This window comes from Paenibacillus pinihumi DSM 23905 = JCM 16419, from assembly GCF_000422505.1.
Taxonomy (GTDB): domain Bacteria; phylum Bacillota; class Bacilli; order Paenibacillales; family Paenibacillaceae; genus Paenibacillus_D; species Paenibacillus_D pinihumi.
The window spans coordinates 1249767-1275027 of record NZ_KE383864.1 but is presented as its reverse complement, the minus strand read 5'-3'; the positions used below and the strand labels follow the sequence as shown (position 1 = coordinate 1275027).

Annotated in this window: 21 protein-coding genes and 1 riboswitch; of the genes, 12 read left to right on the top strand and 9 right to left on the bottom strand. The window is 48.7% G+C overall.

Features of this window, described 5'->3' with window-relative positions:
- Positions 1 to 589: 589 nt before the first annotated feature.
- Entirely contained in the window at positions 590 to 736 is a 147-nt protein-coding gene (locus tag H583_RS36715) for a YqzM family protein (protein ID WP_154665924.1), read from the bottom strand.
- Positions 737 to 1196: 460 nt separating this feature from the next.
- Here H583_RS36715 and uvrC point away from each other — a divergent pair, with 460 nt between their 5' ends.
- A complete protein-coding gene (gene uvrC / locus H583_RS0120030) occupies positions 1197 to 3086 on the top strand; it encodes an excinuclease ABC subunit UvrC (RefSeq protein WP_028562036.1) in 1890 nt (629 codons plus the stop codon).
- Positions 3087 to 3190: 104 nt separating this feature from the next.
- Here the strand turns inward: uvrC and H583_RS35460 are convergent, their stop codons facing one another.
- A complete protein-coding gene (locus H583_RS35460) occupies positions 3191 to 4831 on the bottom strand; it encodes a CPBP family intramembrane glutamic endopeptidase (protein ID WP_081667356.1) in 1641 nt (546 codons plus the stop codon).
- Between the two features lie 356 nt (positions 4832 to 5187).
- Here H583_RS35460 and H583_RS0120020 point away from each other — a divergent pair, with 356 nt between their 5' ends.
- Positions 5188 to 5850, top strand: coding sequence for a potassium channel family protein (locus H583_RS0120020; protein WP_028562034.1), 663 nt, complete (start codon positions 5188 to 5190; stop codon positions 5848 to 5850).
- A 104-nt stretch (positions 5851 to 5954) separates the two neighbouring features.
- Here the strand turns inward: H583_RS0120020 and H583_RS0120015 are convergent, their stop codons facing one another.
- On the bottom strand, positions 5955 to 6848 hold the full coding sequence (locus H583_RS0120015; protein ID WP_028562033.1) for a LysR family transcriptional regulator: 894 nt from the start codon (positions 6846 to 6848) through the stop codon (positions 5955 to 5957).
- Positions 6849 to 7282: 434 nt separating this feature from the next.
- Here H583_RS0120015 and H583_RS0120005 point away from each other — a divergent pair, with 434 nt between their 5' ends.
- From H583_RS0120005 to sdhB, 3 genes are read left to right on the top strand one after another with little or no spacing between them, the layout of a single operon-like run.
- Positions 7283 to 7954: a succinate dehydrogenase cytochrome b558 subunit gene (locus tag H583_RS0120005; protein WP_028562032.1), complete on the top strand. Its 672-nt coding sequence runs from the start codon at positions 7283 to 7285 to the stop codon at positions 7952 to 7954.
- A gap of 42 nt (positions 7955 to 7996) precedes the next feature.
- The gene (gene sdhA / locus H583_RS0120000; protein WP_028562031.1) at positions 7997 to 9748 is read left to right on the top strand and encodes a succinate dehydrogenase flavoprotein subunit; all 1752 of its coding nucleotides are present in this window, start codon (positions 7997 to 7999) and stop codon (positions 9746 to 9748) included.
- A 29-nt stretch (positions 9749 to 9777) separates the two neighbouring features.
- A complete protein-coding gene (gene sdhB / locus H583_RS0119995; RefSeq protein WP_028562030.1) occupies positions 9778 to 10542 on the top strand; it encodes a succinate dehydrogenase iron-sulfur subunit in 765 nt (254 codons plus the stop codon).
- 210 nt (positions 10543 to 10752) lie between these two features.
- Here the strand turns inward: sdhB and H583_RS0119990 are convergent, their stop codons facing one another.
- Positions 10753 to 11061, bottom strand: coding sequence for a winged helix-turn-helix transcriptional regulator (locus H583_RS0119990; RefSeq protein WP_028562029.1), 309 nt, complete (start codon positions 11059 to 11061; stop codon positions 10753 to 10755).
- Between the two features lie 248 nt (positions 11062 to 11309).
- Between H583_RS0119990 and H583_RS0119985 the strand changes: the two genes are divergently transcribed.
- Positions 11310 to 12350, top strand: coding sequence for a FecCD family ABC transporter permease (locus H583_RS0119985; RefSeq protein ID WP_028562028.1), 1041 nt, complete (start codon positions 11310 to 11312; stop codon positions 12348 to 12350).
- Positions 12351 to 13376 carry a FecCD family ABC transporter permease gene (locus H583_RS0119980; RefSeq protein WP_028562027.1) on the top strand — a complete coding sequence of 342 codons (1026 nt, stop codon included), beginning with the start codon at positions 12351 to 12353 and terminating at the stop codon, positions 13374 to 13376.
- A 75-nt stretch (positions 13377 to 13451) separates the two neighbouring features.
- Here the strand turns inward: H583_RS0119980 and H583_RS0119975 are convergent, their stop codons facing one another.
- The 4 genes from H583_RS0119975 to corA all read right to left on the bottom strand — a co-directional run bounded on the left by H583_RS0119975 (position 13452) and on the right by corA (position 17484).
- Positions 13452 to 14336 (bottom strand): EamA family transporter, encoded by an 885-nt coding sequence (locus H583_RS0119975; RefSeq protein WP_028562026.1) that lies wholly within the window; start codon positions 14334 to 14336, stop codon positions 13452 to 13454.
- Positions 14337 to 14631: 295 nt separating this feature from the next.
- Positions 14632 to 15441 (bottom strand): histidinol-phosphatase, encoded by an 810-nt coding sequence (locus H583_RS0119970; RefSeq protein WP_028562025.1) that lies wholly within the window; start codon positions 15439 to 15441, stop codon positions 14632 to 14634.
- A 25-nt stretch (positions 15442 to 15466) separates the two neighbouring features.
- Positions 15467 to 16369: a LysR family transcriptional regulator gene (locus H583_RS0119965; protein ID WP_028562024.1), complete on the bottom strand. Its 903-nt coding sequence runs from the start codon at positions 16367 to 16369 to the stop codon at positions 15467 to 15469.
- A gap of 179 nt (positions 16370 to 16548) precedes the next feature.
- The gene (gene corA, locus H583_RS0119960) at positions 16549 to 17484 is read right to left on the bottom strand and encodes a magnesium/cobalt transporter CorA (RefSeq protein WP_028562023.1); all 936 of its coding nucleotides are present in this window, start codon (positions 17482 to 17484) and stop codon (positions 16549 to 16551) included.
- 492 nt (positions 17485 to 17976) lie between these two features.
- Positions 17977 to 18082, top strand: a riboswitch (SAM riboswitch).
- A gap of 119 nt (positions 18083 to 18201) precedes the next feature.
- On the opposite strand from corA, the gene metA reads away from it, so the two are divergent.
- The 4 genes from metA (at position 18202) to mqnC (ending at position 22963) form a co-directional block, all read left to right on the top strand.
- Positions 18202 to 19119 carry a homoserine O-acetyltransferase MetA gene (gene metA / locus H583_RS0119955; protein ID WP_028562022.1) on the top strand — a complete coding sequence of 306 codons (918 nt, stop codon included), beginning with the start codon at positions 18202 to 18204 and terminating at the stop codon, positions 19117 to 19119.
- A gap of 32 nt (positions 19120 to 19151) precedes the next feature.
- Positions 19152 to 20312 (top strand): aminotransferase class I/II-fold pyridoxal phosphate-dependent enzyme, encoded by a 1161-nt coding sequence (locus H583_RS0119950; protein WP_028562021.1) that lies wholly within the window; start codon positions 19152 to 19154, stop codon positions 20310 to 20312.
- A 7-nt stretch (positions 20313 to 20319) separates the two neighbouring features.
- Complete coding sequence (locus H583_RS0119945; protein WP_028562020.1) at positions 20320 to 21483, top strand: aminotransferase class V-fold PLP-dependent enzyme; 1164 nt, start codon at positions 20320 to 20322, stop codon at positions 21481 to 21483.
- A gap of 346 nt (positions 21484 to 21829) precedes the next feature.
- Positions 21830 to 22963: a cyclic dehypoxanthinyl futalosine synthase gene (mqnC, locus tag H583_RS0119940; protein ID WP_028562019.1), complete on the top strand. Its 1134-nt coding sequence runs from the start codon at positions 21830 to 21832 to the stop codon at positions 22961 to 22963.
- A gap of 344 nt (positions 22964 to 23307) precedes the next feature.
- Here the strand turns inward: mqnC and H583_RS0119935 are convergent, their stop codons facing one another.
- Positions 23308 to 23805, bottom strand: coding sequence for a hypothetical protein (locus tag H583_RS0119935; protein ID WP_154665923.1), 498 nt, complete (start codon positions 23803 to 23805; stop codon positions 23308 to 23310).
- Between the two features lie 442 nt (positions 23806 to 24247).
- Here H583_RS0119935 and ytxC point away from each other — a divergent pair, with 442 nt between their 5' ends.
- Positions 24248 to 25213 (top strand): putative sporulation protein YtxC, encoded by a 966-nt coding sequence (gene ytxC, locus H583_RS33580; RefSeq protein WP_051236673.1) that lies wholly within the window; start codon positions 24248 to 24250, stop codon positions 25211 to 25213.
- Positions 25214 to 25261: the final 48 nt, after the last annotated feature.

Genomic DNA, 25261 nt, shown 5'->3' with positions numbered 1-25261 from the left:
TATGCAAAATGGTTTCTGCTCGTCCTACGGGGTGGTTACGTTTTAAAAAACACTGTACGACAGACTTTCCCTTTGCTACATCTATTCCAATAACAGGTTTCATCCAATTCTCCTTTCGAAATCTCTGCCGGTCGTTCCCACAATGGTTCCAACTCCACAGCTTCGCTTGTAATACGAGGTCAACGCCTCAACCAGCTCAATCGTGATGGTCGGTGGTAGTGGGAGAACAGTTTTTGTGTACGGGGTTGTCCCCAGGGGCTGTCACGTTCTCCCGGCTACCGCCATCATAGAATGACCATAAGAATAGGCCAACCAGTAATATCTGGCTGACCTCATAATACGAATGGGGCTGTCCCAAAAGCAATTTGCAAAAAATTCAGCCCCCACTTTTTGTGTAATATTCGCGTAAAAAAGAACCTTTAAATCCACTTTCTTAGTGATTTTGAAGGTTCTTTTGCACATAATATGGGATTCTCTCACTCAGGCTTCCCCTTTTGGGACAGCCCCATTCGCTGTGAATTCATATTGCATATTTGCCCTGGCAGACGACAGAGAATTCATCTGCCGCCAAATCCGGAACAGTTAATGCTTAGGAAATCACGAATTTAATAATAACCGCAATTGCAAAAATCACTGTCATAAAACCAGCCATACCGGCAAAACCCATTGCTACATCAGAAAAGTCATGCCGTGGTTCTTCGTTAAAATGCTCGCGCGGATCTCTTACATTTTCCATATCTATATCCTCCTCAGCACGACAGTTGAATATCAATGGCTACCGCATGACGGAAACGTCATTTGCTCCAGAAAGGAAGCAGCCGGTATCCGTTCTGTCTGGCCCCCAGGGTCACTGTCGTCCAATTTGTTCTTATCGTCAGTATTAGCTTATCCTAGTATACCCAACATCATGAACAATTGTAAAGAAAATTTGACCAAAATGTATGCGGTTTACCATTGGATTTGGTCAAGGTTTTAGAAGCGGCCTGGTCCATGGACTTGATTCCTGTGATACAATAAGAAGACTGAAGTACGAACATACAGACGCTTTTATAATATACACTAATTTTGACCGGTCAGATTGCTCGTTGTCGGAAGACAAGGCTGTCAGATTCATGATAAAGCAAGTGCTATTGTTATATCATGAATTACCCGGTTGCCCAATTATACTGACAAACAATGAAGGCAGGGGAAGAACCATGGAAGGGCCAACTACAGACCAGGTCCGCGCACAGGCGGAGGAGAGAATCCGCAGCAAGCTGGCATTGCTGCCTGACCAGCCGGGCTGTTATCTGATGAAGAACGGGGACGGGACGATCATTTATGTCGGCAAGGCCAAGGTGCTGAAGAACCGTGTCCGATCCTATTTTAACGGCAGCCACAACGGGAAGACGCAGCGCCTCGTATCCGAAATCCGTGATTTTGAATATATTGTGACCTCCAGTAATATGGAGGCGTTGATTCTCGAATGTAATCTGATCAAGCAGCACCATCCGCGTTATAACGTGCTGCTGAAGGATGACAAGTCCTTTCCGTATATTAAAATTACGAATGAGAAGCACCCGAAGCTGGAGGTTACGCGCCGTGTAATCAAGGACAAGGGCAAGTATTTCGGGCCGTACCCGAACGCCTTTGCCGCCCAACAGACGAAGAAGCTGCTGGATCGACTGTATCCGCTGCGCAAATGCAATACGCTGCCTGACAAGGTATGCTTGTACTATCATATGGGGCAGTGTGTAGCACCTTGTGAATTTGAGGTGGAGCAGTCGACCTATGATGAAATGGTGCAGGATATTACCCGTTTTCTGAACGGAGGCCAGAATGAAGTGAAGAAGCAGCTCCAGGTAAAAATGGAGGCTGCGGCAGAGGCGCTTGAGTTTGAACGGGCCAAGGAATACAGGGACCAGATTCTGGCAATCGAAGCGATCATGGAGAAGCAGAAGATTACGATGTCCGATACGCTGGACCGGGATATATTCGGCTATGCGGTGGAGAAGGGCTGGATGTGTGTACAGATTTTGTACATGCGTTCCGGCAAGATGATTGAGCGCCATGCGACAACATTTCCGTATTACGGGAATGCCCATGATGATTTCATGACGTTTGTTGCGCAATACTATAGTGATAATCCGGCTTTGCCGAAGGAGATTTTTCTGCCGCAGTCTCCTGAGCAGACCGTGCAGGAGCAAGAACAGCAGCCGGAGGAAGCTCTGACAGAACAGGGCCAGGACGCCCCGGCTGATGAGGGTGGTGCCCTGCTGCAAAGCTGGCTGAACGTCAAGGTTGTCCTGCCGCAGCGCGGACGCAAGCGACAGGTCGTGGAGATGGCGCACCAGAATGCGAAGGTTGCGCTTGATGAGAAGTTCCGTCTAATTGAACGGGATGAGGAACGCAGTGTAAAGGCAGCCAGCGGGCTGGCAGAATATCTGCACATCCCATCTGCACGCCGCATTGAAGCCTTTGATAACTCCAATATTCAAGGGACGGACCCGGTATCGGCTATGGTTGTATTTATCGACGGAAAGCCTGATAAGAAGGAGTACCGCAAATATAAGGTAAAGACGGTCCAGGGACCCGATGATTATGAGACGATGCGTGAGGTAATCCGCCGCAGGTATGAGCGGGTGCTGAAGGAGGAGCTTACGCTGCCTGACCTGATTGTAGTGGATGGAGGCAAAGGGCAGATTTCTGCGGCTATTGATGTGCTGGAGAATGAGCTTGGGCTTTTTGTCCCGGTCTGCGGCATTGTCAAGGATGCGCGCCATAAGACAGCCCAGCTAATGACGGGAGATCCCGCGGAGATTGTGCCGCTGCCGAGGGACAGCCAGGAATTTTATCTGCTCCAGCGCATACAGGATGAGGTCCACCGCTTCGCAATCACCTTCCACAGGGAGCAGCGGGGCAAGTCCATGATTGCATCCAAGCTGGATTCCATTCCCGGCATCGGCGAGAAGCGGCGCAAGCTGCTGCTCAAGCATTTTGGCTCTATCAAGAAAATCAAGGAAGCCAGCGTAGAAGATTTCAAGGCTGTCTCAATCGGAGAGAAGCTGGCATCACAAATTATTACAGCATTAAGGGATGAGCCGTAAACAGCTCATCCCTTTTGTGTGTGGATTTGAATCAGTAACAAGTTTAATTATGCTTCCCGCATGTGCAACAGGCTCTCGCTTACAGGATATGATTCAGGCTGCAATCAGGCGGTCGGTGCCGGCTTGAACCGGTTATGCAAATAACGCAAAATCCAGGCGATAATTACCGGCAGCACAATGTAGAAGAGAGCGGCGGCAATGTTGACGGCTGATCCCAGGAAGACCAGCATTACGCACATCATAACTGTATTGAAGATGGCGTGGGTAAAGACCGCCGTTATAAAGCCGAACCGAATCAGAATATAACTGAAAATCAAACCGATAATCGTCAGCTCGATCAGACGGGTAGTAGACGGATACAGCGGATAGGCTACATGTCCCATCGCCCAGATGACCGTCGGGATCAGGGAAGCGATGAACGTATTTTTAAACCATTTACGCAGCAATCCGATACCAAACAACCGATATACGGCTTCTTCTGAAATCGCTGCACACCATGCGATTACCGGGAACAGCCACGGGAAATTCATATTATAAGGCGACTGGCTAACGTCTGAGGTCGTCCAGACGCCAAGCACATATTGCAGTACGAGCAGGATGAGGGTTTGGATGCCCAGCAGCATAAGCGCGAGCAGATAGCCCTGCTTCATGCTTCTCCACACCGTATCGCCAAAGTTCTGCTCCTTGAACCGCGGCCACAGCTTAAAGCCCATCTGGCGCCATAAGCCGTCGCCCGCAATCAGTGCAAAATAGACCGAAGCAGCCATGATCAATGACAGCAGGCTTGTAATAATCAGCCCGAATGTCACGTTAAGCGCTGCATCAGGATTCTCTCCCATACTTGCCATAACGCCGTCCGCCATATTGTAGTTGGAGGCGATATAAAATACTGCGAACACAATCGTCATAATTAATCCCCGCTTGAAGGAGGAGTGCTGGCGGTAAAGGACCGCGTACACAATAGACAGGATGAATAACAGACCGGTCATGACGAAGTAGCCGTACAATGACATGGCATTCGCCTGCTTATCCTGCTTGGCAACCTGCTCTATATAGCTTGCGGGAACCTTGAAGGCTGGCTTATAGGTCAAAATTTGGATACGGCCGTCGGACATTCTGACAGGCTGAATTTTTAATTGCAGCTTGGCTTCTCCGATTCCAGCCCCTTGGACCTCAACAACAGCCGTATGGCTGGCATCCTCCGCTTGCGGGAGAATTTCCAGCTGTTCCGGCATGAATCCGCGCTTCTTGGCAAAGCCGAGTATAGCTTGTCTGGCCTGTGCCGGATCTGTTATCCGCTGTTCCTCGTCAATCAGGGCGCCAAGCCTGTTCCAGGAGACCACTTCACCGGTTTCCATTTGAACATAGACATAATATTGCGTTACTGCGCCGGCGCTGTTGATTCGCGGGGAAGTTACCTCAACCTGATACGTATCGACCGGATACTTTTTGTCAAAATCCTTGTTGTATGTATCCAGCAACTTTTCCTTGGCCAAATAACCGCTCAAGGTTTTGCTGGACTGGTGCACAGCGTGCGAAGAAAGAATCGGTTGTCCGAATTCCTTGAGAATGAAGGTTTCGGCCTTTTTCTCCGCTTCAGATTTATCAATCAGATGCTGACCAAGACCGGAAGCAGTCGGATCAGCCAAGGAAGGCAATATTTGCAGAATAATATATATCATCAAGCCGCATAAGCTCATCCATGCCCACTTTTTAAGGGGCCAGTCGTTGTGGAGCGGGTTCATTATAACACCTCTGGTGACGAATTTGGTTTTTCAAAGGGCATCTTTCGTTTCTTTCAGGAACGGTTACAGCTGTTATAGCCCCATTTAATCGTATACATTAACCATAACATAGTTTTTGCTAATCCTCACAATTCCACGCTGTGATTTTCAATTCTTTTTGAAGAAAAACAGATAAAAAACCTGTTAAACTACCTCTTTGTTGCAGTTTTAACCGGAATTTGGCTAACTAGCGTCAAAATTTGTCCGTTTATACGCTTTGTGCTTCAGAGATCACCCATTATATAATCGAACACGTTCAGAAATGAAGACAGAAGCGGCACATCGGTTCAGGCGTAGCCAAGAGGAGCGTACATCTATTGAAATCCAGTCAATTTGTTATTATCGGTCTCGGCCGTTTCGGATCGAGTATCGCCAAGGAATTAATTGCTTTGGGCCATGAAGTGCTCGGCATTGACAGCAGTGAGGAACGTGTGGACGAGATGAGTCCTATTTTGACCCATTCGGCGATAGCCGATGCAACGGATGAGGAAGTGCTCCGTTCTCTCGGTGTCCGAAATTTTGACTGTGGTGTTGTTTCAATTGGAGATGATATTCAGTCCAGCATTTTGACAGCCATTTTATTAAAGGATTTGGGCGTCAAGCAGGTAGTCGCCAAGGCGATGAGCGATCTGCATGGCCGGGTGCTGGAGAAACTGGGTGTAGACCGTGTCGTTTATCCTGAGCGGGATATGGGCATTCGGGTGGCGCATCAGCTCGTTTCACCCAATCTGCTTGATTACATTGAGCTTTCCAAGGAATATACAATTGCGGAGCTTGCAGTTCCCCAATGTCTCTCCGGCATTTCTCTGCAGGAATTGAATCCGCGTGCCCGGTTCGGATGCAGCATTGTAGCAATCCACAAGCCGCAAGGAATGATAATTGCCCCGACAGCAGAGGATGTGCTGCATGAGCGGGATATTATGATCATGATCGGAACCAATGCCCAGATCGAGGACTTTGAGGACACTGTAATCAAATAGACCGGTTGTTCGGGATGGTTTTCTATTATAATGGTAAACATAGAAACAGGGCAGGATTGCCCTGTTTCTATTCGTTCTATGAGCTGATGGTGTCCCGGTTAAGGCTAGTCCATCTGGAAATGGCCTTTGATCTCATCAATCCATAACGGCAGCGCGCCCGGCAGCTCAGCTGAACGGTTATAGATCAGAGAAGTTGTCCGGCGTGTATGCTCCAGTCCCTGCACAGGCAGTATGCTCAGATCGTTATCCCGGAGCATCTGCTCGCGTACATAAGATTTGGGCAGCAGTGTAGCGGAGCGGCACGTATGCAGCAATCTCAAGATCGCCTCGAAGGAGTCTATCTCCATCCGGACATCGGGAGACAGGTGATGGGTCTGGAAGAGTTCATCCGTCAGCGTTCTGTACCAGGTTCCCTTGGAGAACAGAATCATCGGCAGCCCGTTCAGAATGCTGATATCAATGGCTCCCTTATCAATGACAAACTGATTTTTCGGAACGACGACGAGCAGATGGTCATCAAACAAAGGAATACAATGAAGGCTGGCTTCATGAATATCAGAGGCGACGATGCCCAAATCGATTTTTTGCTCCCGCACAAGCGATACAATCTCATGGGTTTTTCCCGTGACCGCTTTGATCTCCAAATCCGGTGCGGCCTTGCTCATTACTTGAATGAGGTCGGGAAGCGTCGTTTGCAGTGTTGTCAGACTGGCGCCTATAGTCAGCAAAGTCCGTCCGGCGGACTTGAATTCATTGACACTTTGCAAATAGCGCAATTGCATCGTACGCAGCTCAATAGCGAATTCATAGGTGATCCGGCCGATGCGCGTGAGCTCCAGACGTTTGCCGACCCGTTTGAACAGCTCGACGCCCAGTTCCTCCTCCAATTTGCTGATTTTGCGCGAAAGGGCTGGTTGTGTCACATTCAACAGCGCCGATGCGCGGTTCAGGCTCGACTGCTCGACGATGGTGGCAAATACATGCATTTCTTCGAGCATGATGATCCCCCTTATGTTTTATCTTAATAAGTCTAGTATAAGCCCCAGGCCGAAAATGAAGAAGGCTTCTGTTTATTTTTCGTGACAATGCGTTGCTGGCTAAGTGGACGACTTGTCTGCAATTGTCCGCATGATGGCGCTTTATTAAAGCGCTTCTATTATTTTATATCGGCAGCTTGCCGGAAAATAACGGGGGCTGCCAGATGCAACATTCGCTTATGCATTTTACTTATAACTGATTATACAAAATAGGCAATTCCATTATAAGCGAAAAAGGAGTAGGATAGGAACTGTGACTATTATGTGAATGTCAAATTCGGACAGCATTTTATTGACGCTTGTCAGGGGCACGGGTACAATGGTAGTTGGTTTATGCTAAATATGGAAATGTTTAAAAAACGCACGTTCAGTCTGGAAAGGAGAAAGCAAAAGTTATGAAAGGAAATTCGTATCTCTCACGCAAGCTGCATTCCCTGCTTGGCGTGATCCCGCTCAGCCTGTTCATTATTACCCACGCGCTGACGAATTTTTCGGCTGTCGAGGGGGGATCTGAACGCTTCAAGGCTGCGGTCGGTTTTATTAACGGCCTGCCGCTGGTCAATGTACTGGAGCTGTTCGGCATTTTTATTCCGCTGATTTTTCATGGCGTATACGGGCTGTACATCGCGTACCAATCGAATCTGAACACAGGGCAATTTTCTTATGGACGTAACTGGGCGTTCGCACTGCAGCGTATTTCCGGTGTGATTACGTTTATTTTTGTGTTCTGGCATGTGTATCAGACCCGGTTCCAGGTCGCGATTGGCGGTATAACCCATGATCAGCTTGGCATGACAATGCATAATATTGCGACCAATCCGCTGTTCTTCACGCTGTATGTAATCGGGGTTCTGGCTTCCACTTTCCACTTTGCTAACGGCATGTGGGCATTTCTTGTAAGCTGGGGGATTACCGTGAGTCCGCGTGCCCAACGGGTCTCTTCTTATATTTGGATGGTAGTGTTCGTGCTTGTATCTGCGATGTTCCTGATGTCGCTTAGCGCTTTCCGCGGAGATGAGTTCAAGGAAGCGGCTGCTGCGCTGGATGCGATCCGCACGATTGTGTAAGGCGTTACAGAGCTAGTTTGAAGACAAGGAGCGATTTGAATCATGGCTAAAAATAAAGTAATTGTCGTAGGCGGCGGCCTGGCCGGCTTGATGGCGACCATCAAAGCGGCTGAAGCTGGCGTACACGTTGATTTATTTTCTATTGTTCCGGTAAAGCGTTCTCACTCTGTTTGTGCACAAGGGGGAATTAACGGTGCTGTTAATACGAAAGGTGAAGGGGATTCACCATGGGAGCACTTTGACGATACTGTATACGGGGGCGACTTTCTCGCCAACCAGCCTCCGGTAAAAGCGATGTGCGATGCTGCGCCGGGAATTATCCACCTGATGGACCGGATGGGTGTTATGTTCAACCGTACACCGGAAGGTCTGCTTGATTTCCGCCGTTTCGGAGGAACGAAGCATCACCGTACAGCATTTGCCGGTGCGACTACCGGACAGCAGCTGTTATATGCACTGGACGAGCAGGTCCGCCGCTGGGAGACAGCCGGCCTTGTAACCAAATATGAGTTCTGGGAGTTCCTGGGCGCAGTCATCGACGATGATGGCGTATGCCGCGGCGTATCCGCACAGGATCTTCGGTCCATGGAAGTTCATACGGTATCGGCTGATGCGGTTATTTTGGCTACGGGCGGCCCTGGTATCATTTTCGGAAAATCGACCAACTCGGTTATCAATACAGGTACGGCTGCAAGTGCGGTCTACCAGCAGGGCGTTGACTACGCCAACGGCGAATTTATCCAGATTCACCCGACAGCGATCCCTGGCGATGACAAGCTGCGCCTGATGTCGGAGTCCGCACGCGGTGAGGGCGGACGCATCTGGACGTATAAGGACGGCAAGCCGTGGTACTTTTTGGAGGAAAAATATCCGGCTTACGGAAACCTCGTTCCTCGTGATATTGCGACGCGTGAAATTTTCAGCGTCTGTGTCGACATGAAGCTCGGCATCAACGGGGAGAACATGGTGTACCTTGACCTGTCGCATAAAGACCCGAAAGAGCTGGATGTCAAGCTTGGCGGTATCATTGAAATTTACGAGAAGTTCATGGGCGACGACCCGCGTAAAATCCCGATGAAGATCTTCCCTGCCGTGCATTACTCCATGGGCGGCATGTGGGTGGACTACAACCAGATGACGAATATTCCTGGCCTGTTCGCTGCAGGTGAGTGTGAGTATCAGTACCATGGCGCGAACCGTCTTGGAGCGAACTCCCTCGTATCCGCCATTTACGGCGGCATGGTAGCTGGACCTAAGGCAGTGGAATATATTAAAGGCTTGAGCAAGTATGCTGACGATATTTCATCCTCTGTCTTCGACCGTGAGAAGAAAAGCCAGACAGATAAATACGAGAAAATTCTCAAAATGGACGGCACTGAGAATGCTTACGTCCTTCACCGTGAACTTGGTGATTGGATGACCAATAATATGACGGTTGTACGCTACAACAAAAAGCTTGAAGAAACGATCAACAAAATCAAAGAGCTGAAGCAGCGCTATGGCAAAATTAATATTAACGATACTAGCAGCTGGAATAATGCAGGCGTGGCGTTCACCCGCCAGCTGTGGAACATGCTGGAGCTTGCCGAGGCGATGACAAAAGGCGCATTGCTGCGTGACGAGAGCCGCGGCGCTCACTACAAGCCGGACTTCCCTGAGCGTGATGATGACAAGTTCATGAAGACAACCAAGGCGAAATGGACAGCGGAAGGCCCGCAAATTTCGTATGAGGATATCGATGTATCGCTGATTGAGCCGCGCAAGCGCGACTATACGACTGAGAAAAAGAAATAAGCGCGTAGCTTAAGGAAGGAGCAAAGAAGATGGCTGAAACAACTGTGGCAAAAAAATCAATCAAGTTTGTGATCACCCGGCAAGATAAACCGGATTCGCAGCCTTACAAAGAAACCTTCGAAATCCCATACCGTCCGAATATGAACGTCATTAGCGCACTTATGGAAATCCAGCGTAACCCGGTCAAGGATGACGGCAACAAAACATCCCCGGTTTGCTGGGATTCCAACTGTCTGGAGGAAGTGTGCGGTGCTTGTTCAATGGTCATCAACGGGAAGCCGAGACAGGCTTGTACAGCACTGATCGACAAGCTTGAGCAGCCTATTCGTCTGGAGCCGATGAGAACATTCCCGGTTGTGCGTGACCTGGTAATCAACCGTGACCGCATGTTTAACGCGTTGAAACGCGTTAAAGCCTGGATTCCAATCGATGGTACCTATGATCTCGGTCCTGGTCCGCGGATGAAGGAAACCAAGCGCCAATGGGCGTATGAGCTGTCCAAGTGCATGACCTGCGGCGTATGCCTGGAATCATGTCCGAACGTTAACGAGCGCAACACATTCATCGGTCCGGCTGCCATCTCTCAAGTGCGCTTGTTCAATGCGCATCCGACAGGGGAGATGAATATGGAAGAGCGTCTCGAAACTTTGATGTCTGATGGCGGTATCGAGGGCTGTGGCAACTCGCAGAACTGCGTACGCGCTTGTCCGAAGGGTATTCCGCTCACGACATCCATTGCAGCGATTAACAAGGATACAACGAAGCATATGTTTAAGCAATGGCTGGGCATGTAAGTTGGCCATTCAATTAGGGTAGGCAGCCTTTATTTTACAAAGAAATAAGCCGTGCACAGCCTGGGATTGGCTGTAGCACGGCTTATCTGCATTCATCTTGCCCAAGATTTGTCAACACTGCCGTGTAACCAGGACACCGGGTGCGGGAGTAAGGTTCTGCTCAGCAGGAAGAGTGTGGAACCGGGGATAAATAAAAAAGCGGGCATTGGATTACATCCAATGCTCGCCCCAATCCTGGATGGATAATATAACAGGCTCTAATCCCTGGCCTTTTTCCGTAAGCTCATATTCAATACGCACCGGCATTTCCGGATATACGGTTCTCTTCACAACATCGAGTTGTTCCAGCTCTTTCATTCTGTCGGTGAGCATTTTGTCGCTCATCTCCGGGATTTGTTCCTTCATTTCCTTAAAGCGTTTTGGTCCGCCAAGCAGCACACGGATAATTAACCCTGTCCATTTCTTTCCCAATAATTCGATGGCGGATTCGTACTTCGGACACATTTTCGAATAGTCCACGGTATTCACCCCACTTATAAAATCTATTGTATCACAGTACCATAAACTATAAAAAGAATATTAACTCTAAATTAAGATGTTAGTGTCTTCATGAGTTTGTTAGGTCATATTAAGAATTTTTATGATATGGAGCAGGAATAATGGCCGATTCAATCATAATCAATGGTTGCTGGTCTGTTTCTTCTGCTATATAATGATACTGAGAATTATTATCATAACAAGCAGTCATTCCAGTAAAGGTGGTCGTCATGGCATCAGAACTAGACAAATCTTCATCATCGCCCCCAATTAAGTCCAGACCTGTAGCAGCCTCTCTCATATTGGTGTTGGGGCTTATTGGACTGGGGTTGGGGATTGCTGCGTCCATTTCATTTGGCGCGGCAGACATTCATCTTGCGACGGTCTGGGAAGCCGTATTCAAGTTTAATCCCGAATTAACACAGCATCAGATTATTCAGGAGCTGCGCATGCCTCGTGCAGCGGCAGCGACATTAGTTGGCGCAGGTTTTGCAGTTGCAGGCGCCATTATGCAGGGAATGACGCGCAACCCGTTGGCCGATTCCGGTTTGCTCGGGATTAACGCAGGCTCGGCCTTTGTCATTGTCATCTGTTTTGCTTTTATGAAGGGTCTGCCATTTATGTCGTTGATGCTCTTTTCCTTTGCCGGAGCGGCGCTAGGGGCCGGACTCGTATTCGGAATCAGCTCGCTGGCTCGCGGGGGTTTAAGCCCGGTCAGACTCGCACTTGCAGGGGCAGCCGTCAGCGCGCTTTTGACCGCGCTTGGAGAAGGGATTTCAATTCACTTCCGGATCGGACAAGACCTCGCATTTTTCTATGCCGGGGGAGTAGCCGGGGTGAAGTGGATGCATGTAAAATTTATTATCCCTTGGGTAATCGGGGCGCTTGCGGTCGCAATGGCTCTTTCCCGCTCGATAACACTGCTCAGCCTCGGAGAGGAGATCGCAACGGGACTGGGCCAGCGTACAGGTGTTGTGAAGATCATAGGGATGATTGTTGTATTCATACTTGCCGGTTCATCCGTAGCATTGGTTGGCTCTATTGGTTTTGTCGGTTTGATTATTCCGCATTTGACCCGGTTTCTGGTTGGTGTGGACTATCGCTGGATTATTCCATGCTCCGCTGTATTGGGCGGCTTGCTGATGCTGCTTGCTGATCTGGCTGCACGATTGGTGAATCCGCCATATGAAACTCCGGTGGGCGCATTGATAGCCGTAATTGGTGTGCCGTTCTTCCTCTATCTTGCCAGAAAGCAAAGGAGGGAGATGTAGATGGATACGGTACATAACTTAGATAAGGCCCGTAACAGAAAAGCCGCTCTTGTTATGGGGATACTCGGACTCCTCATTATCGTGATGTTTCTTATCTCCATTAATTCCGGAGAAATCAGGATGGGCCCGGCCCAGGTAATTAAGACGCTATTTGGTTTTGGGGATGCCAAGCAAAATTTGGTTCTGTTCGATTTCCGCTTGCCTCGGATCATCATCGCCATTTTGATCGGCGCTTGCTTTGCTGTGTCCGGCTGTATTATGCAGGGTATTACCCACAACGGACTGGCTGATCCGGGTATTCTCGGAATCAACTCCGGAGCAGGACTTGCGGTTGTCATGTATGTTTCATTCTTTCCGGTTAAAACCGCAGCTTCGCCGTTTTTAATGCCTTTCCTGGCGTTCATTGGAGCAGGTCTTACTGCGCTGGTTATTTATTTGCTTGCCTTTAAACGCCATCAGGGGCTGTCGCCAACCCGCCTGCTGCTCGTAGGGATCGGGATTGCCGCAGGCATCTCGGCGGCGATGATTATTTTGACGATCAAGCTTGACCCGAATCAGTTCCAGTTTGTGCAGGTTTGGATTGCGGGCAGCATTTGGGGCACAACCTGGAAGTTTGTCACCGCGCTGCTGCCATGGTTTATTATCTTAATTCCGTTTGCTTTCTCCAAGGCTAAGGTCATGAACATCCTTTCGCTTGGTGAGCAGACGGCCACAGGACTAGGTGCTCCTGTTGAGAGACAGCGTCTTCTGCTGCTTGCTGCTGCTGTAGGTCTTGCTGCCAGCAGTGTAGCGGTAGGCGGGGGAATCGGATTTGTCGGCCTTGTTGCGCCCCATCTGGCCAGAAGACTGGTCGGACCGCAACACCAATACGCATTGCCAGCATCTGCGCTTGTCGGCGGGCTGCTTGTCCTTGTTGCCGATACAATCGGAAGAACGATCAGTTCCCCTTCCGAAATTGCGACTGGTATTGTCGTTGCAGTAATCGGAGCGCCATACTTCCTGTATCTGCTTGCACGGTCACGCTAATAGCAATGCCCCGGCTGATTTTTCAGCCGGGGCATTCTTTTTACAGAGTGTGCTATTTATTTTATGAAGTTACGGTTACAGCCGTATAATGACGAGTCCGGCAATTGTACATGCCAGCGAAAAGGTCTGTAATGGTGTCAGGCGTTCACGGAAGAGCAGGATTGCCCCGAAGGCAACGACCAGGCTGTTTGTTGCAAAGATAGGAGCGGCCAGATTGGCCTTTCCCGTCTCCAGCGCCATTGAATAGAGCTGAAGCCCGCCGTAAGAGAAAAGTCCGGACAGCAGCCCCCAGGCCATTCCTGTGCGCAGTCTGAGGCCTTGTACCGCTGTATCGGGTGTTAGCCTGCTCCACGCCAGCCATTCCTTGACGGCTGGCGGGCAGAACCAGATGATTGATAGCAGATAAGCGATGAACAATACTGCAGTATTGTTCATCGCAAGCTCCTCCGTGACCTTCAGACCTCCGTTGCGGAACGCGAACAATACGATGGCTGCTGCAATGTAGAGAAACCATTTCTTTTCGGGCGCTGACAGCGGCTCTTTCCGACGGGATGAGATCAGTACAACGGAGAACAAGAGCAGCGCAATGCCAAGTCCTTCTGACAGGGTCAGCGGCTCCTCGTACAGAAAGGTGCCTATAAAGACCACAAGTACGATATTCATATTTGTAATCGGGGAGGTTAGCGCGGCGGGACCATAATCCAGCGCCTTCATAAAGACAGCATTGCCCCAGGCTGATCCTGCCCCAATAATGGCTCCTGCGGCCCAATATTTCCAATCAAGCAGCACAGCCCAGGCAGTGCCGGAAGAAATCATATGGGTTGCGAAGCCGAGCGTACCTGTAATATATAAACCGAGCAGCAGCATATGGACAGAGCCCTGCTTCATCTGGGATACTTTCATCCACAGGCCGGCAAGGCCGAACAATATTGCGCTGCTGATTGCAATGAGAAGCCACATGCGGTTTAATTCATCCTTTTACCCGTAAAATAGTTGAAGGCTAAAAATTTGTTACACAAATGAAATGGTTCTGTTATCGTCTGTTTACATTCATGGGCTATTATAATTAACAAGACCCCCTTTTTTAATATAGAACGTTTTGGGACCCGCTTATGCGGGTCCACTTTTTTTTGTTTTCCGGCAATTTTGGTCCATTAATTAAAGCCTTGCTGCTTTCCGAAAAAGTAAAGAACAGTTATCCTCTACTCCGCATTCAAGTTTCAAACGGAGGAAGAAGATAACTGCACCAATCACGCTATAACGGAACAACCACTGGTTTCTTCTGACGGAAGAAGACCCAGCTTGAAAAGCCGATTTCCTTCAGCCTGCTGCGTACAAGCTCAAAATCATCCCCGATTCGCGACGGATTGTGTGCATCCGAACCAAAGGTGACAGCCACTCCAAAATGATTCGCCCGTTCCAAAATTTCATCCGAAGGATACCAGCCCCCGGCATCCTTGGTTTTGCCGGAGGTGTTAATCTCAATTGCAACTCCTTCGCCTGCAATGACCCGAAGTGCGTCATCGATAGCGGCAGCAGCCGGTATCTCAGAGAAAGCAGGGTAGTATCCTTTCATTGCATCGATATGACCGAGTGACTGGAACAAGCCGCAGCGTGCAGACTGGGCAATAAGCTCATAGTAGTGCTCTTTTTCCTTCACCTGTTCCTGCTCATTCAGCTTCTTCCAGCGGTTGCGGTTAAAGATGCTCACTCCTCGTGTCTGATGAACCGAGCCGATGATGTAATCCATCGGATATTTATCATATTCGGCTTTGTAGATAGGCCACAGGTCCGGGTAAAAGTCAGATTCGACCCCAAGCAGCACTTCGATTTTACCTTCATATTTCGCTTTTAATTCAAGCACCTGACGTATGTAATTTGGAAACTCGCTGCGGGCCATTGCAATTTTGGGCTGAGGCTGATCCTTGTCGCTGGCAAAATAGGGGGAGTGGTCGGAGATGCCGACGACTTGAAGTCCTGCCTTAATTGCGCTCTGGATATAATCCTCAATGACGCCATCGGCGTGCCCGCAGCGCTCGTGATGGGTATGCAAGTCAAATTTCATGGCTGTAGTTACGCCTCCTGTACATTTACTCGCTGCCGATAAACTGATTCTCCGGCATGCCTTTCAAATCGCTCAAAAACTGGTGCATGGCCGAGCTCAGATAGCGTCCGGATTTGTAAGCGACGCCAATCGGATGGCTTAGCTCAAGCTCATTGACTTTAATCATCTTCAGTGTCCCCAGCTGAAGTTCGCTCCCAATGGAAAGTTTGGATACAATCGCAACGCCAAGATTCAGTTCAACCATCCGCTTGACTTCCTCGCTGCTTGGCAGCTCCATTATAATGTTGGGTTCAATCGCGTATTCACGGAACATTTTATCAATGAACCGTCTGCCAAAGGTATCGGGTGACAGCATGATGAAGGGGACATCTTTTAGCTTGTCCACTGTTGTATGTTTTAAGGCGCTCAGAGGATGATCCGGAGAAACAACAAGCTCATAGGTGTCATAATAGAGTATGGATGTTTCAATGTTGGGATTGCGTTCTGATAAATAGGTGATGCCGATGTCCACCGTCCCTTTCTCCACACTGTTAATGACATGGGAAGAGGGCATGGATTGTATCGTGGTTTTGATGAGCGGGAATTGATCCTGAAAGTATGATAGCACCCGGGGCAGAATTTGAATGGCAATGGAAGTGGTCGTACCGAGCACAATATGTCCTTGTGGCGTCTGATTGAGGTCATAGAGCTTCTGCTTGAGCTCCTCCACCACATTCAATATGCGCTCGGCATGATCAAGAAAGACTTGGCCCCGGTCGGTAAGCGTAACTGGCTGACTGCGGTCAATCAATACGGTTTTAAATTCATCCTCGAGGCTTTTGATCTGGGCTGAAACGGCAGGTTGCGTCAAATTAAGCAGCTCGCCCGCTTTCCGAAAACTCATCGTTTTGGAAATGGCCAGCAGTGTTTCAAGCTGACTAATATTCATTAAACTCCTCCCGGTGATTTAAAATGATAACCGACGTAACATCAAACGTTAGTAATATCTATTATAGGGTAAAGGCAGGATTGCAGCAAAGTAGGACATTACCAAAAGTTTCAGACGGGTATTTGAGCCCGCGGTTAAAAAAAGGAACCTAAAGCTTACAGCTTCCGGTTCCTTGTCTCTTAAAGCCAATCCTTCTTGCGGAAAATATAAAACATCCCCAGCCCTACCAGCAGCATAAATCCCAGCAGAATGTAAGAAGCTCCGTAAATATGCAGACCGGGAATATAATCAAAGTTCATTCCGTAGATGCCGGTAATGAACGTCAAGGGCATGAAAATTGTGGTCAGCGCTGTAAAGACGCGCATGATTTCGTTCGCGCGGCTGGCAATCGACGACTGGTACGCTTCGCGCAGGTTGCCCATCAGATCGCGGTATGTTTCGAAGGCTTCGCTGATTTTGACCGTATTCTCAAAGATGTCGCCGAAATATTTTTGCAGCCTCAAATCAATGAGCTTCAGTTCCTTCTTGTTCAGGGTCGCGATGACTTCCTTCTGCGGGCCAAGCACCTTTTTGAGCCACAGAATTTCACTGCGCAGACCGATAATTTGATTCAAATGTGTCTTCTTCGTATGCATCAATATATCTTCTTCCAGCTTCTCGATGCGGGCCTCAATCCGGTCGCTGACCAAAAAATAATTGTCGACGACAAGGTCCATCAGATGATACAGAAAATAGTCCGGACGGTTAACTTCCTGTTCAAGCAACGCAGGCTTGAGGGAGCGCAGCTCGTTGATTCTCTGCTTCGTTACGGTAATGATATAATGTCTGCCGAGGAAGATGTTCAGAGCGCGCAGAAAAATTTCCTCATCATCGAAGCGGATGCTGTTCATTACAATAAAATAGTGGCTTTCATGGATTTCAATTTTCGGACGCTGCTCTTCGTCGTTCATGCAATCCTCAACGGCCAGATCATGCATGCCAAACAGGGGCTGGAGCACGACCAGGTCCTCGACATCAGCGTCAATCCAGTAAAAGCCTTGTTCCGGGGGCTTTACGGCCTCCTCAATATGATCGATAACTTCAAAAACGCCATTTTGAACCAGACGGATTTTCACTGATCTCACTCCTTTCGCTTCCTTCTTACCGCCAGAATTGCAGCAGTACGAAATCAGCGCGCAGCGAAACCGCGGTCCATGGCGCTAACAATCAGAAAGAGTGTCCAGGCGCATTTGGCCGCAGCAATCCGGGCAGCTGTCTCGTACCGGTTATGAAGTTGTAGCTTCTATGCCTGGGCCTCGGTCCATCGCCTTCCATGCGGATAAAGCACCTCTTTCATTATTTGGATAAACACGTATAAAGCTGGCCGCCTTCCGTGTTGGAGCTGCGGCTGTTCACGCTAATAATCCTTGTCTAGTATACTCCCATAATCCCTTTACATTCAAGCCTAAATACAAGGTTTTGCTTATAACATCCTATGCCCGGCTGCAGCTTGTGTGCGGGGTGCTTTACGCAATTTTGCAAAAAGACGCAGACGGTTCTTGACGAGTATAGAGGAATAGGATAAAGTTAAGAATAGCAGTAAAAACTAACTGAATAGCTAAGCATTTTTCTTATCAAGAGCAGGCGGAGGGAAAAGCCCTATGAAGCCCGGCAACCGGCATAAAGCACGGTGCTAATTCTTGCGGAGACAGTGATGTTTCTGAGAGATGAGAGAGGCGCATGACGACAACCATACGACCCTTTCTCATTGGAGAAGGGTCTTTTTTATGTGGTTTTGAATCCAAAAATTGTTAGTATTGAATTTGAATATGCAAGACAAGGGAGTGAAGCATATGCCGATCAAAATACCGGACGGCCTTCCTGCGAAGGAAATTTTGAACAATGAAAATATATTCGTCATGGACGAGAGCGAGGCTTATCATCAGGATATCCGCCCGCTTCAAATTGCGATTTTGAATTTGATGCCTACGAAAGAGACGACAGAAACACAACTGCTGCGCCTGATCGGCAATACGCCGCTGCAGGTTGAGGTCACCTTCATTCATCCAAAAACCCATGTGTCCAAAAACACATCGGCAGAGCATTTAGAAACATTTTACAAAACATTTGATGAAATTGAACACAAACGGTTCGACGGACTCATTATTACCGGCGCTCCGGTGGAGCAGCTGCCTTTTGAAGAGGTGACGTACTGGGAAGAGCTGCAGCAGATTATGAACTGGAGCACACGCAACGTGACGTCAACTTTCCATATTTGTTGGGGCGCGCAAGCGGGACTGTACCATCATTACGGGGTTGAAAAATATGACTTGTCCGAGAAAATCTTCGGCGTCTACCCGCACACGATTGAGAAGCGGAATGTAAAGCTGCTGCGGGGATTTGATGAAATGTTCTATGTACCACAGTCCCGTCATACCGAGTTCAGACGCGAGGATGTAGAGGGAATCCCTGATCTTGAGATTTTGTCCGAATCTGAGGAGGCCGGCGTATATATCGTAGCTTCCAAGAACGGCAGACAATTTTTTGTCACCGGACATTCAGAATACGACCCAACGACCTTGAAATTCGAATACGACCGGGACGTTGCCAAAGGCTTGCGCGTGAATGTGCCGAAAAATTATTACCCTGGCAATGATGCATCCAGACAGCCATTGTCTACATGGCGTGCCCATGCCAACCTGCTCTTCTCCAATTGGCTGAATTACTATGTGTATCAAGAAACCCCGTACGAGCTTGGGGGCGGAATTTAAACTTTTAAAGGAAAAAGGAGAGCTTCAATTCTATGAAAATTGAAAGCCGTTTGGCGCAAATCGGTTCCCAAAAGGAGCCTGTTACGGGAGCGGTCAGCTTCCCGATCTATCAAGCAACTGCATTCCGGCATCCGAAGCTGGGAGAAAGTACGGGATTTGATTACGCGCGTACGAAAAGTCCGACCCGTGCTGTGCTGGAAGAGGCGGCAGCGGATTTGGAGTCTGGAGACAGGGGCTTTGCATGCAGCTCCGGCATGGCAGCACTGCAAACGATTTTTGCTCTGCTTAGCCAGGGAGATCATATGGTGGTATCCCTGGATTTGTACGGTGGAACATACCGTCTGCTGGAGCAGATCATGTCCCGCTTTGGGGTAACAGCTTCCTATGTGGATACAAATGATTTGGACGCGATTGCAGCAGCCACGCAAGATAATACGAAAGCGCTGCTTATTGAGACACCGACCAACCCGCTCATGATGATTACCGATTTGAAGCGGGTATGCAGCTGGGCCAAGAGCCGCAACATTTTGACTATCGTGGATAATACGCTGCTCACGCCATACTTCCAGCGTCCTCTGGAGCTTGGGGCAGATATCGTCATCCATAGCGCTAGCAAATATTTGGGCGGTCACAATGACGTCCTTGCCGGACTTATCGTTACGAAAGGTGCAGAGCTTTCTGAACAGATGGCTTTCCTGCACAACTCGATCGGCGCTGTGCTTGGACCGCAGGATTCATGGCTGCTGATGCGCGGAATGAAGACATTGGCGTTGCGGATGGAGCGTCACCAGTACAATGCGACACGGATCGCTGAATATTTGCTGGAGCATGAAGCGGTGGAAGAGGTCTATTACCCGGCGCTCAAGACGCACCCGAACCATGAGATTCAAAACGGGCAATCTTCCGGCAATACCGGAATATTCTCTTTCCGCCTGAAGGATGCCAGGTATGTTGAGCCGATTTTGTGCAATATCAAACTGATTGCCTTTGCAGAAAGCCTGGGCGGTGCAGAGTCGCTGATGACATATCCGGCTGTTCAGACACATGCGGATATTCCGCTGGAAATCCGGCAAAAGATCGGGGTGGACGAGCGTCTGCTTCGCTTCTCCGTCGGCATCGAGCATGTAGACGATCTCATTGCGGATCTGGAGCAGGCGTTTGAGACAGCAAGACGTGAAATTGAGGGGGCATAACCAGGAGATGAGCCATACAGGAGATAGCCGTGACAGACAATTTGCAACCAATCTGATCCATTTCGGAGGAGAAATCGATAAGGCGACGGGCGCTTCCAGCGTGCCGATCTATCAGGCTTCAACCTTCCATCATGAAGATATTTTCAATCCGCCGGAGTTTGATTACAGCCGCTCCGGCAACCCGACCAGACAAGCGCTGGAAGACTATATTGCCTTGATCGAAGGCGGCACGCGCGGATTTGCTTTTGCTTCCGGTATGGCTGCTATTTCGACAGCGTTCCTGCTGCTTTCCGCAGGCGATCATGTCATCGTCACAGAGGACGTCTACGGGGGAACTTACCGTTTGCTGACGACTGTGCTGAACCGGCTTAATATCGAGACTACCTTTGTGGATATGACCGATCTGGACGCTGTGAAGGCAGCGCTCAAGCCAAACACAAAAGCGGTGCTGATGGAGACGCCATCCAACCCGACATTGAAAATTACGGATATTGGCGCCGTCACAGCCTGGGCGAAGGAGCATGGGCTGCTGACCATGCTGGATAATACTTTCATGACCCCTTACCATCAGCGGCCGATTGAGCTGGGTGTTGATCTGGTGCTGCATAGCGCTACCAAGTTCCTTAGCGGGCATAGTGATGTGCTGGCGGGACTGATCGTAACAGCGGACGACACTCTGGGCCGCCGTGTGAAGCAGCTTCAGAACGGGCTGGGTACTGTGCTTGGACCACAGGATTCATGGCTGCTGATGCGCGGAATGAAGACACTGCAAGCCCGTATGGCACATAGCGAACAGAGCGCGCATAAGCTTGCCCACTGGCTCGTCCAGCAGCCGGAAATCAGCCAGGTGTTCTACCCTGGACTGGATGATCATCCGGGACGGGAAATCCATGAGAAGCAGTCCCGCGGCTATGGTGCGGTTGTATCCTTTGACGTCGGAAGCGGAGAACGCGCCAAGGAAGTGCTGAGCAAGGTCAAGATTCCGATCGTTGCCGTCAGCCTGGGTGCGGTGGAGAGCATACTCTCTTATCCGGCGATGATGTCGCATGCTGCAATGCCGAAGGAAGTACGCCATGAACGGGGGATTACCGACGGTCTGCTGCGGTATTCCGTGGGACTTGAAGATATCGACGATCTTATTCATGATTTGGCGCAATCCTTGCGCTCCTAGGCTTTAAATGGCGAATCCCTGCGCGTGACGGGGATTCGCCATTTGTGTTACACTGATTTTATGGGTTATTAAGCAAACGTCAATTATACTTTCGGCTTTTTTTAATGCTGATTTCAGGCAAAAGGCTGCGAGACGAAGGGTTTCTTCCGATTGCTGTTAAAGACCGGTTTCTTTCAATTAAGATTTCATAGGTAAGAAACCGGTCCTTAAAGGCAAACGCTGCCGTTTCTCCAGAAACCCTTCATCTCTCCGCCAGCCCGCTTGGCAGAAACAAGAAAGAGCCGAATGATTTGACTTATCTTTATAATATGTAAGAGCTGTATTGAAGGAAAGGAGTGCTGTACAAATGACCGTTGACGGTATATTAGATAAAGCGCTGCAAGGCCAAAGGCTGACATTGGAAGACACAACCACCCTGTTTGAATCGGACCAGATTGAAAAGATGGGCCATGTGGCCAACCAGATTATGCTGAAGCATCATCCGGACCCGATTACGACGTTCGTCGTCGGACGGAATGTAAACTATACGAATGTGTGCGACGTATACTGCCGTTTTTGTGCCTTTTACCGCAAACCCGGCTCGCCTGAAGGCTATGTGCTGCCGGATGAAGTGATTTTCAACAAAATTCAGGAAACCATCGATGTAGGCGGAACGGAAATTCTGATGCAGGGCGGCACGAACCCGAACCTGAAGTTTTCTTATTATACAGACCTGCTGCGCGGAATCAAGCAGCGGTTCCCGAATATTACAATGCACTCCTTCTCTCCTGCGGAGATTCATAAGATGAAGGAAGTGTCTGACGGACTGTCGCTGGAGGAAATCATCCGCCAAATCCATGAGGCCGGGCTCGACTCGCTGCCTGGAGGCGGAGCAGAGATTCTGGATGACCGTACGCGCCGTAAAATCAGCCGTCTGAAGGGCTCCTGGACGGACTGGATGGACGTCATGAAGATCGCCCACAAGATTGGCATGAATACGACAGCAACGATGGTTATCGGCTTCGGAGAGGAGATGGAGGAGCGGGCGCTTCACCTGCACCGCGTGCGTGATGCGCAGGACGAGTGTATCGCAAACGGATATAACTCCAAGGGCTTCCTTGCTTTCATTCCATGGACGTTCCAGCCGGATAACACGAATATGAAGCGGGAGAAGGCTACGCCGGAGGAATACCTCAAGACGCTCGCGATCAGCCGGATAACCTTGGATAATGTCTCTAACTTCCAATCCTCCTGGGTCACAATGGGACCTGAGGTTGGCAAGCTGTCGCTGTCTTACGGCTGTAATGATTTCGGCAGTACGATGATTGAGGAGAATGTTGTATCCGCGGCGGGAACGACGCATAAGGTCAACATTGAACTGATTCTCAAGCTTATCCGCGAAGCGGGTAAAGTTCCTGCACAGCGCAACACGCGCTATGAGATTCTGAAGACGTATCACGAAAGTGATAGTGTGGAGCAGGATTTTGTGATGCAGAACTAAGGAATACTAGGCATACTCGACTTTCAGGGTAGTAACTATAAGGCTTGTCTATTATTAAATAATAGACAAGTTTTTTTGTCTGATGTCAGGCAAAGAGGTGTTGATTACAGGAAAATAAAGTGCTGCCAATCATCGATATGAAAGCGAACCAAAAATACTGAATGTTGATGTAAATTTTGAAAATTATTTAAGGTTACCTTCTGAGAAGGACGCTTATAAGTTCGAAGAACAACAAATGAATCTTCATGTATTGAAAATATATGAGGTTTTTGGTTATGAGAAGGGTTTCGATTATATAGAGGTTTGTATTTACTATCAACCTTGTAAATACTTCAGTCTGTGATTTACCTCGCCGGGCTCGTTAAATTTAATAATGGCGAAGAAAGAGGCTTCCAATCGTTATATCCGATATTTTGTAACAGCAACTCTTTTTCACTCGTATTATAGTTGTCAAAAGAGTATTGCGTCATCATTTTGAATCTTTTAATGAAGTAGTTACCGTTCATATCACTAACATACATATAATCTTCCGTTCTCGTGTTGATTCCCTCTGTTTTGTATGAAAACTGGAGATAAGAAATTGAATTTATTTTTTCGGCCATAGGAATAGTTGCATTAGGATCAGCATTTTGTATCTCTTTAGTCGCAGTTTCCAGCAATTTAGCATCCGATATAACATCTATAAGTTCCGGCTGCGGCTTTATCGAGTCACTCCGATAGAGAGATACATTTACTGACATTGGGTATTGTAAAGATTGGCTCTCTATTGTCTCCTTAGAAACCGAACAAGAGATAAGAAGCATACTACATAAAGTCAGAAGAATAGCAACTCTAATTAACATAGACCATCACTCCGGTTAAATAAATTAATGGATGCTGTCACGATTGACGATTTTACATTTGAAGTAAAATAAGGCATTATCTATATGATAAAATATATCCATGCCTCACTAACCCTTTATTTGGTTAAATGGAGCAAACTTTCGCTGTACTTCTCAAAGCCGGTGCTTCATCACATCAAACACTTTGTGGACGGTATGCTTTCTACTGGATTTATCACAGTCTCACTTTAATGTCCTCCTTCTATATTCAAATTTCAAATTTTAGGACAGTATCGATTGATTCTCATTTGCGTTACAATTTGTCTGATTTCCTCTTGAAAAACTATATTATCTTAAAAAATATGTTAATTGCAATAACTCCCTTCCCGCTGCCACATCCTTCATCGTATATCCCGCATCCCCGGAACATAAACTTAAGTATGAAGAAGGGGAGTGTGTGGATATGGAACTTTTTACGGTTTGCCTGCTGCCCTCCAATGAGCAGGAGGTTTGGAAGCTGTCCCGTTATTTAAGCGAAGCTTTCGCACCATTACATATGGCTGCAGGATCGGATGTTTTGAAATGGGACATTGATGCCGGGCAAGGCCGTATAAGCTGCTTTGAGCTGCCCGGGATATCCTCGCCGCCGCTGGCAAGAGCCGATGTCATCCGCCAGGCGGCCGAAGGCATCGCCGACTTCATTTTGTATGAGCTGGAGCCTGCGCTCCTGCGCACCTTGATGCAAAAGGAATCCGGCTATGCGGATGCGGCTGAGCTTCAAAAAATTGAGCGTATCGGCAGGGAGCTTCTGTACGGTGAGCATCGTGAGCCGCTGTCTATCGGTGATGAGCAGCTTGCTGACTGGCGCAAGCGTCATAGCAAAATATCTGAGGAAATCAGCGCATTTCTGACCTTAAACAAGACCGTTCATGTGCATGGATTCATTACGTTCCGTCTTTCGGCTTATTGGAATACACTTAGAGAAACCGTCGAGTACGCGGTCGACGAGTATGTCATGGAGAAGCAATATCAGGATTTTATTTCGCTGCTTCGGTATTTTGTCGGGATGCAGGATACGAAAACGAGTGTGGTCCATCTTTTTCAGATGGATGACGGCCAGTTCCAGTTGTGCAATTCTCAGCTGCTTCCCCTCGAGTATCGTCATTCCGACCGCATTGTAGCGGATATGCTGGAGGCTGAGATGAATGTGGAGGATCGGGTGGTCAGTTCCCTGATCGCCGCTTCACCGAGACAAATCCTTATTCATACCCGTTGCTCCGACCAGCAAGTCATTCGTACGATTGAGTCGATTTTCGGGGACAGGGTGCAGGTGTGCAGCGGTTGTGGCAACTGCAGCAGATTCTTTGAGCAAATGGATGCGGCCGCCAGCCCAATGACCGGAGAAGCCCCGTACCGCAGTGAAATCTGACATCCCGCTATTGACTTGATGGAAAGCAGCCAAGTATAATTAAAGCAT